Source organism: Paenibacillus sp. 8b26, assembly GCF_050626875.1.
Lineage (GTDB): Bacteria > Bacillota > Bacilli > Paenibacillales > Paenibacillaceae > Paenibacillus.
The window spans coordinates 5,384,830-5,398,139 of sequence record NZ_CP192445.1; the positions used below are offsets into that span (position 1 = coordinate 5,384,830).

17 protein-coding genes are annotated in these 13,310 nt (G+C 45.2%); 11 read left to right on the forward strand and 6 right to left on the reverse strand.

The window, feature by feature from the left end; translation table 11 throughout:
- The first annotated feature begins 117 nt into the window (after window positions 1-117).
- Window positions 118-465, forward strand: coding sequence for an HDIG domain-containing metalloprotein (locus ACQ4MX_RS25010; protein WP_431087875.1), 348 nt, complete (start codon window positions 118-120; stop codon window positions 463-465).
- Between the two features lie 195 nt (window positions 466-660).
- On the opposite strand, the gene ACQ4MX_RS25015 is transcribed toward ACQ4MX_RS25010, so the two are convergent.
- Window positions 661-1,548 (reverse strand): LysR family transcriptional regulator, encoded by an 888-nt coding sequence (locus tag ACQ4MX_RS25015; protein ID WP_431087876.1) that lies wholly within the window; start codon window positions 1,546-1,548, stop codon window positions 661-663.
- Window positions 1,549-1,666: 118 nt separating this feature from the next.
- On the opposite strand from ACQ4MX_RS25015, the gene ACQ4MX_RS25020 reads away from it, so the two are divergent.
- Together ACQ4MX_RS25020 and ACQ4MX_RS25025 are read left to right on the forward strand one after the other, a co-directional pair.
- Entirely contained in the window at window positions 1,667-2,728 is a 1,062-nt protein-coding gene (locus ACQ4MX_RS25020; protein WP_431087877.1) for a YeiH family protein, read from the forward strand.
- Window positions 2,729-2,924: 196 nt separating this feature from the next.
- Window positions 2,925-4,511 carry a GH25 family lysozyme gene (locus ACQ4MX_RS25025; RefSeq protein WP_431087879.1) on the forward strand — a complete coding sequence of 529 codons (1,587 nt, stop codon included), beginning with the start codon at window positions 2,925-2,927 and terminating at the stop codon, window positions 4,509-4,511.
- A 73-nt stretch (window positions 4,512-4,584) separates the two neighbouring features.
- Here ACQ4MX_RS25025 and ACQ4MX_RS25030 read toward each other — a convergent pair whose 3' ends face one another.
- Window positions 4,585-4,854 (reverse strand): YuzF family protein, encoded by a 270-nt coding sequence (locus ACQ4MX_RS25030; protein ID WP_014282396.1) that lies wholly within the window; start codon window positions 4,852-4,854, stop codon window positions 4,585-4,587.
- A 170-nt stretch (window positions 4,855-5,024) separates the two neighbouring features.
- Here ACQ4MX_RS25030 and ACQ4MX_RS25035 point away from each other — a divergent pair, with 170 nt between their 5' ends.
- Window positions 5,025-5,147 carry a hypothetical protein gene (locus ACQ4MX_RS25035; RefSeq protein WP_014282395.1) on the forward strand — a complete coding sequence of 41 codons (123 nt, stop codon included), beginning with the start codon at window positions 5,025-5,027 and terminating at the stop codon, window positions 5,145-5,147.
- Window positions 5,148-5,345: 198 nt separating this feature from the next.
- On the opposite strand, the gene ACQ4MX_RS25040 is transcribed toward ACQ4MX_RS25035, so the two are convergent.
- Both ACQ4MX_RS25040 and ACQ4MX_RS25045 read right to left on the reverse strand, forming a co-directional pair.
- Entirely contained in the window at window positions 5,346-5,582 is a 237-nt protein-coding gene (locus ACQ4MX_RS25040) for a hypothetical protein (RefSeq protein ID WP_431087880.1), read from the reverse strand.
- A gap of 106 nt (window positions 5,583-5,688) precedes the next feature.
- Window positions 5,689-6,360 carry a cupin domain-containing protein gene (locus tag ACQ4MX_RS25045; protein WP_431087881.1) on the reverse strand — a complete coding sequence of 224 codons (672 nt, stop codon included), beginning with the start codon at window positions 6,358-6,360 and terminating at the stop codon, window positions 5,689-5,691.
- Window positions 6,361-6,708: 348 nt separating this feature from the next.
- On the opposite strand from ACQ4MX_RS25045, the gene ACQ4MX_RS25050 reads away from it, so the two are divergent.
- The 6 genes from ACQ4MX_RS25050 to ACQ4MX_RS25075 all read left to right on the forward strand — a co-directional run bounded on the left by ACQ4MX_RS25050 (window position 6,709) and on the right by ACQ4MX_RS25075 (window position 11,336).
- Window positions 6,709-7,362, forward strand: coding sequence for a cell wall hydrolase (locus tag ACQ4MX_RS25050; protein WP_025685330.1), 654 nt, complete (start codon window positions 6,709-6,711; stop codon window positions 7,360-7,362).
- Window positions 7,363-7,552: 190 nt separating this feature from the next.
- The gene (locus ACQ4MX_RS25055) at window positions 7,553-7,903 is read left to right on the forward strand and encodes a hypothetical protein (RefSeq protein WP_134913523.1); all 351 of its coding nucleotides are present in this window, start codon (window positions 7,553-7,555) and stop codon (window positions 7,901-7,903) included.
- Between the two features lie 53 nt (window positions 7,904-7,956).
- On the forward strand, window positions 7,957-8,943 hold the full coding sequence (locus ACQ4MX_RS25060) for a ketoacyl-ACP synthase III (protein ID WP_431087882.1): 987 nt from the start codon (window positions 7,957-7,959) through the stop codon (window positions 8,941-8,943).
- 233 nt (window positions 8,944-9,176) lie between these two features.
- On the forward strand, window positions 9,177-9,725 hold the full coding sequence (locus ACQ4MX_RS25065; RefSeq protein ID WP_431087884.1) for a GNAT family N-acetyltransferase: 549 nt from the start codon (window positions 9,177-9,179) through the stop codon (window positions 9,723-9,725).
- Window positions 9,726-9,858: 133 nt separating this feature from the next.
- Window positions 9,859-10,962 (forward strand): glycerol dehydrogenase, encoded by a 1,104-nt coding sequence (locus tag ACQ4MX_RS25070; protein ID WP_431087885.1) that lies wholly within the window; start codon window positions 9,859-9,861, stop codon window positions 10,960-10,962.
- A 158-nt stretch (window positions 10,963-11,120) separates the two neighbouring features.
- Window positions 11,121-11,336 (forward strand): hypothetical protein, encoded by a 216-nt coding sequence (locus ACQ4MX_RS25075; protein ID WP_025685324.1) that lies wholly within the window; start codon window positions 11,121-11,123, stop codon window positions 11,334-11,336.
- Window positions 11,337-11,411: 75 nt separating this feature from the next.
- Here ACQ4MX_RS25075 and ACQ4MX_RS25080 read toward each other — a convergent pair whose 3' ends face one another.
- Both ACQ4MX_RS25080 and ACQ4MX_RS25085 read right to left on the reverse strand, forming a co-directional pair.
- The gene (locus tag ACQ4MX_RS25080) at window positions 11,412-12,443 is read right to left on the reverse strand and encodes a glycosyl hydrolase (protein ID WP_431087886.1); all 1,032 of its coding nucleotides are present in this window, start codon (window positions 12,441-12,443) and stop codon (window positions 11,412-11,414) included.
- 32 nt (window positions 12,444-12,475) lie between these two features.
- A complete protein-coding gene (locus ACQ4MX_RS25085; RefSeq protein WP_431087887.1) occupies window positions 12,476-12,754 on the reverse strand; it encodes a hypothetical protein in 279 nt (92 codons plus the stop codon).
- 352 nt (window positions 12,755-13,106) lie between these two features.
- Between ACQ4MX_RS25085 and ACQ4MX_RS25090 the strand changes: the two genes are divergently transcribed.
- On the forward strand, window positions 13,107-13,289 hold the full coding sequence (locus ACQ4MX_RS25090) for a hypothetical protein (RefSeq protein ID WP_431087888.1): 183 nt from the start codon (window positions 13,107-13,109) through the stop codon (window positions 13,287-13,289).
- Window positions 13,290-13,310 lie beyond the last annotated feature (21 nt).

Genomic DNA, 13,310 nt, shown 5'->3' on the forward strand with positions numbered 1-13,310 from the left:
GCTGAATAGTGCTCCACAAGGAGCAACAGCGATGGGAAGACCATCTGCCTGCGCAGTGGAGCGTTATGTACATTTTATAGTGAAATCATCGGAATAAGCGAAGAGGGGGAATAATCCATGAATCCCGTGTTACATCATTACATTGCAGGACTTGAATTTTCCGGGGATCTTTTTTTGGACGTAGAGAAGCTCTTTAACAAACATAACGCTGAAGCTACGTGGGTGCATTGTGCGAAGGTAGCCCATGAAGCCAAAGCACTGGCTCTACAATTTCATGCTGATCCGGTCATAGCTGAACGAGCGGGGTGGCTGCACGATATAGGTACTATTATCCCCAATGAAGATAAAGTAGCTGTAGCACAGGCATTACATATCCCCATTTTAGAAGAAGAATTAGCATTTCCGTATATCCTGCACCAAAAGCTGTCCAGAGAGATGGCTATCCAGATTTTTGGACGAGTGTAAACAATCATTTGTTGGATGAAGCGATTATGATTTATTTTAACCATGTGTGGAGCAATAAAGAGAAGATAAAGGTTGTGCATCCCTGGTTATTAGCAGCCAGACAATCTTTATTAAAAGAGCCCGAAGGAGCCGTCACCGATTTATTCGAGTAAGTTCAAGCGCCTTCAGGGTGCTTTTTTTCATGGCTTTTGAGCTTCATCTGTTCACGTTATAACCTCGCAAAACCTCTAAAAAAACAGAGGCCGCTTTCGTTTCGAATACCTCAGAAGGAGTCAGAAAAGAGAACTTCCGAACGATCGGGAAGCCGCTTATATCCAACACTTTTAAAGTGTCCAAGGTGAGTTCCTTTTGAATCGTCCACTGTGACAGCAAAGAAATGCCTAAGCCTGCTTCTACAGACTCTTTAATAATCTGGGTGCTGCCAAAATTCATAATATGAGCAGGGACAAACTGAAATCGTGCAAACATCTTTTCCGCCGCTTCCCGGGTTCCAGAGCCTTCTTCGCGCAGAATCCATATATCCTCTTGCAGCTCAGTTAAACTCACTTGAGATTTACCAGCCAGACGGTGATGATGTGGAACGACGATATACATTTCATCTTCTGCAAACGGTTCAATATACAAATGGTCATGCTGAAATTCTCCTTCAATAATCCCGACATCCAGTTGATTGTGGATCACCAATCTTTCAATTTCCTGAGTGTTGCCGATGCTAATGGAGGGCTGAATGAGCGGATATTGACTTCTCATTTGCGCAATCACATGCGGTAGTACATACTCTCCGTATGTGTAGCTTGCGCCAATGGATAGATTGCCTTTTGCCGTATTCATCAGCTCGTCCACCAAATACTGCATTCGAGTTTGAAGACGGATGATTTCCTGGGCATGGTGATATACAATTTCACCGGCTTTGGTTAAACGCACATATTTATTACTTCGCTCCAAAAGCCGGGCTCCCATCGTACGCTCCAGCGTTTGAATGTATTGACTTACGGCAGGCTGGGTCATGTGTAACTCTTCGGCAGATCGTGTGAAGTTTTGTTTCTCCGCGACCATAACAAATACGATTAAAGACTGATCCAAAGCCAACTCCTCCATTTTTATCATACCTATCTACTTATAGATACCATTATAATGATTTATTTTCCTTATGACAAAATACATATTAAGCTTTATGAAGATAGAATTGGAGGTATTCACCATGAGCAGTCACATAAAGCACTTGAAATTATCATTAGGTTCCGGTTTACCACAAAAGCATTCCCCACACTCTAACCGAAATCGCTTTATCCAGCGTATCTTAGGCATTGGACTGACCATGATATTTGCATTCATAGGGTATGGTCTGAACGAAATACCTGGCTTTCATTATGTAGGTCCTTTGGCTTGCGCCATGTTTCTCGCTATCTTATACCGACAGTTGTGGGGATATCCCGAAGCTTTACGCTCAGGGGTTGAGTTTTCGGCTAAAAAATTGCTGCGAGGGGCTATCGTATTGTACGGGCTAAAGCTCAATATGGATGTTGTCATTCATCATGGTATGGGCTTGCTCCTGCGTGATGTGGGCACCGTGGTATTTTCCATCCTGTTTACGATGTGGCTGGCCAAGCGCTTTAAAGCAGATGCTTCGCTCTCGCTTCTTCTCGGTATCGGAACAGGTGTCTGCGGTGCGGCAGCAATTGCGGCAGTTTCTCCCCTGTTAAAATCCAAGGATGAGGATACGGCTATTGGAGTAGGGCTCATTGCTTTGGTCGGAACCGTATTTGCCATTTTGTTTACTGTGTTTCGGCCTTGGCTTCCTTTGACGGATATGCAATATGGAATATGGTCAGGCATCAGTTTGCATGAAATTGCACATGTGGCTTTAGCTGCCGAGCCTGCCGGACAGGATGCCCTCGCGATTGGATTGCTAGCCAAATTGGGCCGTGTCTTTTTGCTAATACCGCTTAGCTTTACGATCATGTACTGGATGAAGCGAACCGGGAAGATCCACTCGGATGCGAAAATGGAGTTCCCCTGGTTTCTCATTGGATTTGTCATCACAAGTTTGATTGGCAGCTATATTTTTGGAAAATATATCGTAGTTCCAGTGGGCCTGATGAATGGACTTTCTCATATCACCACATTTATGCTAACGATGGCAATGGTAGGCATGGGGCTGAATGTGAGCTTTAAGGCCTTGCGGGAAAAAGCGGTGCTTCCTTTACTGGTGCTGTCCATCACCTCGGTCATTCTTGCTGGTTTAACATTTTTAACAGTGTGAATGAAGATACAAAAGAAGTCTCTGCTCGCTATGTAGTCGGCAGAGACTTTTTAGTGCTGCTAATGATAAGATTAAGATATGTGATGACTTATCCGTAACTTTTACATATAATTTGCGTCTATCAAAATGGCGGGTTCTGAGATACTAGGCTGCAAGATTTTCATAAGTGAAAATTTATAGAATGGTAGGGTACATAATGAAGAAAATTTGTTTTTTGGCTTTTTTATTTCTGTTTTTATGGGGATTTCCAGGGGAAACTCACGCTACGTCTTCAAGTTCACATATTGAGCTGAATGGTAAAGATTTAAGTGCTGGGAAGGGAATTCAGACCCAGGAAGTCAAAGGAAACATATTAGTTCCTCTTCGTCTCATTGTGGAGGAATTAGGTTATAGTGTGGATTGGAAGGCCAAGACGGGCACCGTAACTATACAGGATCGAGATCATCACCTCAGTCTTCAGGTAAATAAAACTATAGCCTCTGTCGATGGTCATCAAATGGGGTTGACGGTAGCTCCACTACTTACAGACGGAACAACTTATGTTCCGCTTCGTTTTGTATCTGAACAGACTGGGCTTAATGTGACATGGAACAGCAAGCTAAAAACGGTGTTTCTGACTTCCCCGCCTGACTCAAGCGGAAGTAGCGAGTCTTCCCATGGAAGCTCCGATTCTGGTACTCAGGCTATAACTAATACTGTAACTGATGCAGAAGAGAGTACACGTGCCACGATAGACCAAATCAGCTTCATGAATCATCAATTGGCAATTACGGTGAATGGAAAAGTAAGTCCTAAAGTCACTACGTTGACCCATGCAGACCGCATCGTTGTAGACATACCTAGTTCTAGGTTCTCCGATGAGTTCCAAGCCTCTCTACCTTTGGACAATACGACACAAGGGGCTTTCCCTGTAACAGATGATCCGGATGTTTCACAAGTAAGATACTCTTTATTTAGCACAAGTCCCGCTGCGGTACGTATTGTGGTTGATCTGAATAGTAATCAACCTTTCCATGTGCTAAACGCGGGTGACGGCAAGATTGTCATAGCGCTGGATCGGAAATCAGATGAAACAGCGGGACTAACTTCTACTGCGCCTGTTACATCTACTATAGCCCCCGATACGATCGTACCTGAGCCTGTCATCTCTTCCGACGGACATGCTCAAGGAATCGATGTCTCCCACTATAATGGAACTATAGATTGGCAACAGGTTGCGGCCGCAGGCAAGACATTTGCTTTCATCAAGGCTACAGAGGGGACAACATATCAAGACAATCAATTTTTAGCCAATGTTCAGGGAGCGAGGGATGCCAGCATACTGGTCGGCGCTTATCACTTTTTGAACGCGACAACTACGGATGGTGCTCGTCAGGAAGCAGCTAATTTTGCCAGGGCTTTAGAATCAGCAGGAGGCAGGTTGGATCTGCCGCCAGTGTTGGATTATGAAAATAATCCCAAAGGTCTTACTCCTGCGCAAATTAGTGAAGTGGCTCATGCGTTTTTGGATGAAACGGAGAAGCTTACCGGACGTCTGCCGATCGTGTATACGGGAAATGTTTTTGCTTCCAAGTTTGATCCTACATTTTCTATGTATAAACTGTGGGTAGCCAGATACAGCACGACTCAAAAGCCGACTGCAGTTCCAGCCTGGAACAACTGGTGGGCCTGGCAGTACAGTAGCACAGGCAGTGTTCCGGGTATCCGTGGTAATGTGGATTTGAATGAATTCAATGGAACGATAGATGAACTTCGTTCTTCGCTGGCAGGAGATATTGAATAGCAGAAGCTTGTGACGATCGTAAATCCTCGCGAATCCGGTATAGGATCGGCGAGGATTTTTGGCGTCTAATCGTCTAGCTGGGCATAATCCATACGATTTCGCAGATCCGGACAAAGAATTTCTTTCCGTATACATCCAAAATGACATGATCAGGTTTACAGTCCACTACACATCCGTCAATTCTGCCGCGTGTGGTCTCCAGTACAACATATTTGCCAATGACCGATTTTAATGTTTCTACCACATACGGGTCTACAGGGCTTACCATGATATGATGCGGGGTATGGTGGTGATGGGGAAAAGGTTGATTCGTACTGTAATTGAGCGCTTGATTCGGATTCAATTGCTTCACTCCTTCAGGGTTAATTGTGATATCTTATGCTCCTGCCCAGAAAGGGTGTAGGCGGATGCCCAGTCGACGGAGAGAATCATTTCATTGCCGATAAGCCCGGTCCATAGGAAACCTCTATACATAAGCTATGATGTACCTTGAAATGAAGGAGGAACTTATCCATGGGTGAATGCGAAAGAGGTTGTGGCGGTCAAGTTGGAGGCTACGGAGGTTGGACATCGACAGGGGCTATCCTGGTACTGTTCATTCTGCTGGTCATCATCACCAAGTCGTTATGGATCTAAATTAAAATGAGTGTATTAAATCCCTCACCGGTGCATAACTGGTGGGGGATTTAGCGTTTTAAGGGATTCATGTGACTTGCTTGTATAGTAAAACACCTCAAATAGCAGCTGCCAACTCCTGACGAATGAGTGTCAGGGGTTGCAGCTGTCATAAAAGGTGTCCTAGTTTGGTAGACAGGGATTGACGGTGCAGTGGACTTAAATTAAAGCAATTGCCAACAGGGTGAACAGGCTCAAGGTTAAGAGTTGATTACCATATCCATATCCATAACCAGGATAGAAAGCAGATGTTTGAACACGCCCGTTTGATTCTGTTTTTAAGTACACGTTATTGCGATCCACCTTAACGATGGTGCCTTCGTGCTGTTGCCCGTCCCTTGTCAAAACACGTACCCTTCTGTTCATACAGCCCAAGCAGTTGTAATAAGCGTCCATTCAATCACCCCCTCTTGTACATTCGCATTTTATGAGAGGAATGATGTAACGGTAACGGCTAATATACAGGGAGAAGGCATTCCCACCGAATTATGATCTTATCGGGTTAGGCCCATTCGTGATAAGGGTTAAAGGCGAAGCCGGGATATCCGTCTGTGTGGGCATAGGTTCTTTTCGAGGCGGCCTGCTGGTACTGGGGAGTATCGGCGAGTCTCACATGTATCCCCGGTTTTTTGGCCTGCTGGTGCTTGCAGTCATTGGGCGGACCGATCATCACAGGCTTTTTGATAGGAGCGAGTGCTTCCTGAATCTTATTCTCATTCAGGCAGTAGGTATGAGCCAGAATGTTGCCTGGCGTTAACCGCAAAATATCGGAGCCGAGAATGAATTCGGGGACGGGGGCATTAAAAATCGCTAACAAATGAGTATCATCCATTGTGGCGACCTCGTAGTGCCACCATCCCTGGGGAACATTAACCACTTGACCAGGCGTGATCGGAAAATGCCGTAACTCGCGTGTGAACGGGTTAATTAATGACACGGTCACCGCCCCAGAGATGCAGTATACCAGCTCTGTGGCATTTTGGTGGTAGTGAGGCTCTATGACGTTGGCGGTGCTCAGGCGAATATCCAGTAGCGATGTATTTACTAATGTATTCAATTGCTGGACCGAAAGCTCATTGATGGAGTTTTGAGCATCCTTTTGAAACAAAACATTGTCTTTTAAATCATAAGTAAATTGAGCGGAGGGAGAGGTGTAATCCATATATGAATCCACGCGTCGTTCCTGCCTTTCTGCTATTCAAAAATTTGATGATCGTACAGCTACCCTATGCATCCGCCCAATGTTGTGTGCAAGGATAGGGGCACTCGTCAGTCCACTAAGGCTAGTGTTATTTGTATGCGCAGTCATAGGACCAGAGCCGGATGATACGTAAATGCGGCTTGTGGTATACTGCAACGGACGTGTGAGAGCATCTTTGTCCGATTCCGCAGTAGCAACGCGTCATTTCCGCAGCTAGGCATAAGCTATAGCAGAAGAAACATCATCGGATAAACGCCCCTGAGTTGTACAGGCCGGAATGGTTGTACCGGACAAAACAAGAAAGAGGAGGTTGTCTGGAATATGAAAAAATTATCTATGTTGGTACTGTCCTGCGCATGTATGCTGGGCGCTGTGTTGTCGGTTACGCCAGGACAAGTACAAGCGCAATCGTCAGCGTTGACAAAAGGGGCTCAGAGTGAGCAGGTGCTGAAGCTTCAACAGCAGCTTCATTCGCTCGGCTATTTCAAAGCCGGTTTTACCGGATATTACGGCTCTCTGACCAGTAAAGCGGTTGCCCGTTTCCAACGGGACTATGGCCTTACACCCGACGGTGTAGCCGGAGCAGCAACGCAAGCCAAGCTGGATTCCTTCGGGAAGGTGCGTTTAACAGCTTTGGAGCAATTAGCCCGGATTATTTATGCCGAGGCACGCGGGGAATCTTTTCAAGGGCAGGTAGCCGTGGGCGCGGTCGTATTAAACCGTGTGCAGTCCAATGAATTTCCGAGCTCAATTCCAGACGTTATTTTACAGCCAGGCCAGTTCACCGCTGTACAGGATGGTCAATACCGCCTGAAACCGAACAAGACCGCGTATCGTGCGGCAAGACAGGCTCTTAATGGTGTTGATCCGACGAACGGGTCCCTGTTTTATTACAATCCGGCCATTGCCACAGCCAAGTGGAGCAAGAGTCGCCCGGCTGTCATTTCTCTTGGCCGCCACACGTTTACAAATTAATCGGCATAAGAACACGTAACTTGTCAGCCGCCAGTTGCTTCCTGTAGTCAGGAGGAGTGGCGGCCTTTTTTGCATATACACAAATTTGTAATATATTAGGGCCGATTTATTGATTGTATATTAAGATTTCTACATATTTTTCCGATAATCTTAATAGACAAAAATATGAAATCAAAGGAGTCTTACTGAAATGAGTCAAAATCCTTACAGCATCGAAGTGGATCAAACCATTAAAACAGTACATATGGCGGTGAATGGTGTGTTCAGCCAGGCTGAATATGATAGCTTTGTCAAGGAATATGTATCCAAGACATCCTCCATTCAGGCATCCAGCTTTACGCTCAAAGTAGACTGCACCCAAATGGCACTGCTGGGTCCGGGAGAAGTAGAAAAAATGAAAGGTTCTTTTGTACGGTATAAAGAAACCGGGTTTGCCAAAGTGATTTTTGTTATCAGCTTGCAACAAACGATTATTAAAATGCAACTCGGTCGTGTAGCACGTGAAGCGGGATTAAACAACGTAGATATCGTCGTACACTAACGTTCTGATGCGGTGACAAACAGCGAGATGGATGTGTAAGGGGGAACCTGCTGATGAGCCATATTAAAATTAAAGCATTGGGTGTATATCATCCGCCCCGTTCGGTAGATAACGAATATTATATCCGTCATTTTGACGAACAGGGCAAAGATATTCGGAGATTCATGGAGCATATGGGCAGGAAAAAGCGTTACATTATTGATAGCCCGGACGAGAACGGTTTGACGATGGGGATCGCGGCTGCGAAGAAAGCGCTGGATCAAGCCCAAATGACAGGCCGTGATGTGGACATGATCGTGTTTTCCACCCAAGTTCCGGAGTCGTTGTTCCCTATGAATGCCCTGTTTGTTCATCAAGCCATCGAGGCCAGGCATGACGTGGTTGTCATGGATTCTAACGCGAACTGTGCAGGCATGACGGTGGCAGTCGATCAAGCCAGCCGCTCTATGCTGTCTAATCCTGATGTGCGCACAGCACTTATCATCGGTTCAGACTATAATTCACTTGTTTCTGGTCCCGAGGATGAAATTACTTATGCGAACTATGGGGATGCCGCTTGTGCAGTTATTTTGGAGCGTACGGAAGAGGATACTGGCTTTATTGATTCTATGTATTTTACGGACCCGGTCAATATAGATAAAATTTTGTACCCGGCTCAGGGATTAGCGACAACACTCAGAGCAGATGCCCCCGGAAAATATATTCAATGGCTTCCGTTCGACGCCAACATGGCCTTGCTCCCCACATTTGATCTGCTTGAGCGAATTTTGAAGAAGAACGGACTGGCACCTCAGGATGTACGGGCTTATTGCCTGTCGCAGTTTTCACTGGCGAATGTGCTGAAAATACAGGATCATTTGGAGCTGGAGGACGTCCAAATGATCTATGTGGGTGATCGTTACGGTTATACGGGCACCAGTAGCCCGTTCATTGCCTTGTATGAAGGTATTGAATCCAGCCGCATTCGGCGCGGTGATTATGTGCTGTTCTGGACGATTGGAGCTGGGTATCAGCTGGTTGCTATGCTGTTTAAATATTAAGGAATATGAAAAAAACCTTGCGGCCGCAGGGTCTTTTTGCGCATGATGCCAAGTCAAATGTAATGAAAGATTATTTTTCGAAGAGAGAGTTTAAGGTTATTTGTTTGTGTTTTGTCCAATTGTTTTGTAAAGTTTATACATTGAAATCCTGAGGAGGGCTTGTATTGCGGACGTTTAATAGCATGATCGCTGGAGTACAAAATGGGACAACACAAAACAGGAGATGAAGGGTCATGAAAATCGAAAATTTATTTTACGGGGATCGGATTAAACTGGCCGCTGTCAGGGAAGAAGATGCGGAAACGATGTTCAAATGGGGAGAGGATGCGGAGTATCTGCGAAATGTGGATACGGATTTGGCACTCCCTTATACGCTGAAGCAAATGGAATCGGAAGGCTCGCCTAGTTCGCACGAGGTCTATTTCCGGTTGAGAACGTTGGCAGATGATGTCCTGATTGGATTTGTTGCCATTCACGGGATTGAGTGGAATAATCGGATCGGTCAGTTGGCGGTTGGCATAGGCAATACGGACTATCGTGGGAAGGGCTACGGGTCCGAAGCGGTGCGCCTCATTCTTCGTTATGCCTTTTACGAATTAAATTTGAATCGGGTAGGTCTGGATGTCATTGAGTATAATAAACAGGCCATTCGAACCTATGAAAAGGCGGGTTTCCAGCATGAGGGCAGGGTTCGTTCCGCTGTTCTTCGTGATGGTAACAGCTACGACCGTATTATGATGGGGATATTATATTCCGAATGGAATGAAAGCGTTAAAGCTTGATGGATACACAATTTGTTCATAAAATATTCCATAAACAGTCTTTTAACAGATTCAAAAGAGGTTTATAGTTAAATTGTCACGTACTGAAATACATCGTGTTTTCGGTATGAGTCAAAGCTGAGGAGGAATTTACATGACAAACGTTGTAAGGTCCGTTACTTCACCCAAGAAATTTATTTCTGGCCAGAATCTGCTCTCGTCGTTAAATGACTACATTAAGGATTATGGCGATAAAGCCTTTATTATTTGTGATGAGTTTATACTCGAAAAGGCGCAAAAGGAGGCTGGCGCTTCTATTGAAGCGGCTGGCAATCAGGCCATTTTCGAGAAATTCCAATATGAATGTACTAAAGAAGAAATTGAGCGTAACCGGGAATTGGTGCGCAAGCATGGCGCTAACATCATTATAGGGATCGGCGGCGGTAAAACGCTGGATACCGCTAAGGCAACGGCTTATTATGAAAAGCTGCCTGTCGTTATTTTCCCGACGATTGCTTCTACGGATGCCCCTTGTACTGCCCTTGCGGTTATCTACAAGAAAGACGGCTCCTTTGATGAATATTTGTTCCTACCAACCAATCCCGACGTTGTACTGGCGGATACGGGCATTTTGGCAGCGGCGCCTGCACGTTTCTTTGCAGCCGGGATCGGCGATGCGCTGGCTACTTATTTTGAAGCGCGGGCTTGTTATCAGTCCAACGGGGACAACCTGGTACTGAACAAGCCTTCCACCACAGGGCTGGGACTGGCCCGTCTCTGTTATGATACGTTGCTGGAAAATGCCGTGAAGGCCAAGCTTGCGGTGGATTGTAAAGTATATACTCGCGCGGTGGAGGATACCATTGAAGCGACAATTTATCTGAGTGGTGTTGGTGCTGAATCAGGTGGGTTGGCAGCAGCGCATGCGATTCATAATGGCATGACGGCTGTACCTTCACTGCATAAAGCACAGCATGGCGAGAAGGTCACATTCGGCTTGCTAACTCAGCTTGTACTGGAAAATGCGCCGAAAGAAGAACTGGATACTGTCATCAAACTGGTTAAGGACGTAGGTCTTCCTTTGACGCTTCGTGATCTGGGTGTTGAGGAATTTGTCGAGGCTGAATGGCGTCAAGTGGCGGAAGCTGCCTGTGCATCGAATGATACGATGGTCAATATGCCGTTTCCGGTCAGTCCTGCTGACGTGTACAACGCCATCATTGCGGCGAATGCGATTGCAGAATCCTATCAGGGATAGTTTTTTTCTCTTAAGAACGAAAATATCTTTTACCAAACGGGTCTGTCCTATTACGGGCAGGCCCGTTTGGTTTCAGCGCGGACTTATATCATATCTTATTCTGACCGATATACATGTAACAGATGTAATTAGGAATGGTCACAGCAGGAGGAGATTTGATGTTGGTACATGGTAAAACACGAAGAGGCAGCTTGTACATCCATATGTCCAGCGGTTTTCACAAAATTGGTGATTATCGGGAAGAATACTCAGTAGCACCGGGAGATCGACTGATGTCGAGACTGACCAAGCGGATCTATACCATTGTATCTGTGCATCTCGGTGAAGAGGCGTATGCCGATATTGATCTGGAAGAAGTGATTAGAAATAGTTAAAGCGCTTGGCTTGGTTAGACTCAAAAAAAGCTTCAATTTCACTCATAGAGCGAAGTTGAAGCTTTTTTTGTTATTTCAGCGCAGGGCCTTGTTGAGAAGGTCCCGTGTGATAATATTATTTTGATTCATAAATGTTCTGATCGTTGATTGCGAATTGGTTGTGGATAGTTCCTTTCCCCATGTCATGGCATAAGCCCAGGCGGGTTGATTTTTTAGCACATTGGCGCTCGGAAAAATATTACTTTCCCCAATTCCGATTGGCTTGCCTTGTGCAAGCTTAAGCAGTCCGGTGTAATATGAGGCTTTGTAATCATTGTTGTAAATATCAGCTGCGAGAATATCCACTCTGTTTATACCCGGAAAAGTTCGACTGTACGATGTGCTGTATGCGTTCGGTGCATTCGGACTCCATACATATAACAGATTATTCAGATGGTGGACATTAACGAATCGGTCATACATCACATTCCAGAGCTGGGCGTAATTTTGTTTGTTTCCCCACCAGAACCAGTTGCCGTTCATTTCATGATAGGGTCTCCACAGAACAGGCACATCTGCGTCCCGCAACGTTTTGAGGGAAAGTGCGACCTCATCAATATCTGCAATCAGCTGTCGATATTGCGGGGTACTCGGCGTGATGTAGTGATTAAATTCAGCCTGACTAAGCTTGGTTTGCACGTTTTTCCACGTTTTGGGTTTACCTGGTAACGCTTGATGAAAGGTAATAGCTACAATTCCGCCGGACTGGCTCCACTGAATAGCACTGTCCACAACACGCTGACGTTGCTCTTGTAAGGCTGCGTGGGACTGATTGGCTAATCCTCCAAACTCATAGCCATGGAGTCCTGCATATTGTCCGCTGATTTGTTGTAACTTGTTGTTTTGTTCATCCGGTGCTTCCAAATAATCATGCTGCCCGGAAATTAGCGTACCCTCCGGCACATTGGAAAGGTAGGTGAGTAGTTGCCTGGCTTTGGCAGAGGCCTGGGGATTAACAGGCGGAGCGGCATCAGCTATAATGAACGATTGCTGAGAGACACTGAATAGTAAAACAAGTAGTAGCAGTAGCACCCTTTGCAACCAAAAGCGTATTGAGTGAGATTTCATGGCGCTCCTCCTTTGATGACAACATGATGAAATTACATTTTTTCTTTGCGTTTTCTCAGTTGGATACATGCGCTAATGAGGATTATTAGCAAACAGAAGTAGACCAACCAGTTCGGTTCCTGTGAATATATCCAGTCTTTTGCCAGAAGGAAGCCGGAAATCAACGCAAGTAAACCCATGATAAGAACCATTTTGGTTTGCGCTGGACGGCGGCTACGTTTGGAAATCCAGTGTATGATGCCCAGAACAATGGCTGCCTGAAGTAAAAACATGCTCATTAACATTAAAGTAGCTAGAAAGATTGGGGACATCGCTATCCTCCTCCTAAATTACAATCAGATTATGCAGGTTGTAACCGGGATGCGGATTCATGGATGTGAATTCAATACAGATGGACAAGTAGTTGTACTCTCGATACGATCGTGATTAAGTTGACTAAATTATACCATAACTACCGTCCTGCAATAAAAGGTGTCAAAATACCTACTCTGTCTTGATTCACCATCATACGCTATATTCAGTGAAATATTGACACATAGTTGTACACTTCATAAATATGCAGGTGTAGTAGGAAATATACAGTAAGCATGAGTATAAAATCAACGCGAAATCAGCGGAAAAGTTTGGTATCATTAAGGAGGTATTGATAAGGAGGTCATTTACATGAATGAAGATAATCGACCGTTTTCTAGCCCTGTAGATGCTGAAGGAGCCAAAGCGAATTTTGATGTGAACCAGCGGAAGCTTCACTCTGAGGGAGCCTTTGGTTTATGGCGTCAGGTCAGCAATCTGCTTATTCTGGTTGGCGTGATTGCGTTGATTATTATTTTAGGTCGAGTGCTCTAAGGATGGGCACCTAAGAAATAA

Excerpts from the sequence above, each read along its gene's own strand:
- ACQ4MX_RS25010 (WP_431087875.1), top strand. The coding sequence starts at position 118 with ATGAATCCCGTGTTACATCATTACATTGCAGGACTTGAATTTTCCGGG.
- ACQ4MX_RS25020 (WP_431087877.1), top strand. The coding sequence starts at position 1,667 with ATGAGCAGTCACATAAAGCACTTGAAATTATCATTAGGTTCCGGTTTA.
- ACQ4MX_RS25025 (WP_431087879.1), top strand. The coding sequence starts at position 2,925 with ATGAAGAAAATTTGTTTTTTGGCTTTTTTATTTCTGTTTTTATGGGGA.
- ACQ4MX_RS25035 (WP_014282395.1), top strand. The coding sequence starts at position 5,025 with ATGGGTGAATGCGAAAGAGGTTGTGGCGGTCAAGTTGGAGGCTACGGA.
- ACQ4MX_RS25040 (WP_431087880.1), bottom strand. The coding sequence starts at position 5,582 with ATGGACGCTTATTACAACTGCTTGGGCTGTATGAACAGAAGGGTACGT.
- ACQ4MX_RS25050 (WP_025685330.1), top strand. The coding sequence starts at position 6,709 with ATGAAAAAATTATCTATGTTGGTACTGTCCTGCGCATGTATGCTGGGC.
- ACQ4MX_RS25055 (WP_134913523.1), top strand. The coding sequence starts at position 7,553 with ATGAGTCAAAATCCTTACAGCATCGAAGTGGATCAAACCATTAAAACA.
- ACQ4MX_RS25060 (WP_431087882.1), top strand. The coding sequence starts at position 7,957 with ATGAGCCATATTAAAATTAAAGCATTGGGTGTATATCATCCGCCCCGT.
- ACQ4MX_RS25065 (WP_431087884.1), top strand. The coding sequence starts at position 9,177 with ATGAAAATCGAAAATTTATTTTACGGGGATCGGATTAAACTGGCCGCT.
- ACQ4MX_RS25070 (WP_431087885.1), top strand. The coding sequence starts at position 9,859 with ATGACAAACGTTGTAAGGTCCGTTACTTCACCCAAGAAATTTATTTCT.
- ACQ4MX_RS25075 (WP_025685324.1), top strand. The coding sequence starts at position 11,121 with ATGTTGGTACATGGTAAAACACGAAGAGGCAGCTTGTACATCCATATG.
- ACQ4MX_RS25080 (WP_431087886.1), bottom strand. The coding sequence starts at position 12,443 with ATGAAATCTCACTCAATACGCTTTTGGTTGCAAAGGGTGCTACTGCTA.
- ACQ4MX_RS25085 (WP_431087887.1), bottom strand. The coding sequence starts at position 12,754 with ATGTCCCCAATCTTTCTAGCTACTTTAATGTTAATGAGCATGTTTTTA.
- ACQ4MX_RS25090 (WP_431087888.1), top strand. The coding sequence starts at position 13,107 with ATGAATGAAGATAATCGACCGTTTTCTAGCCCTGTAGATGCTGAAGGA.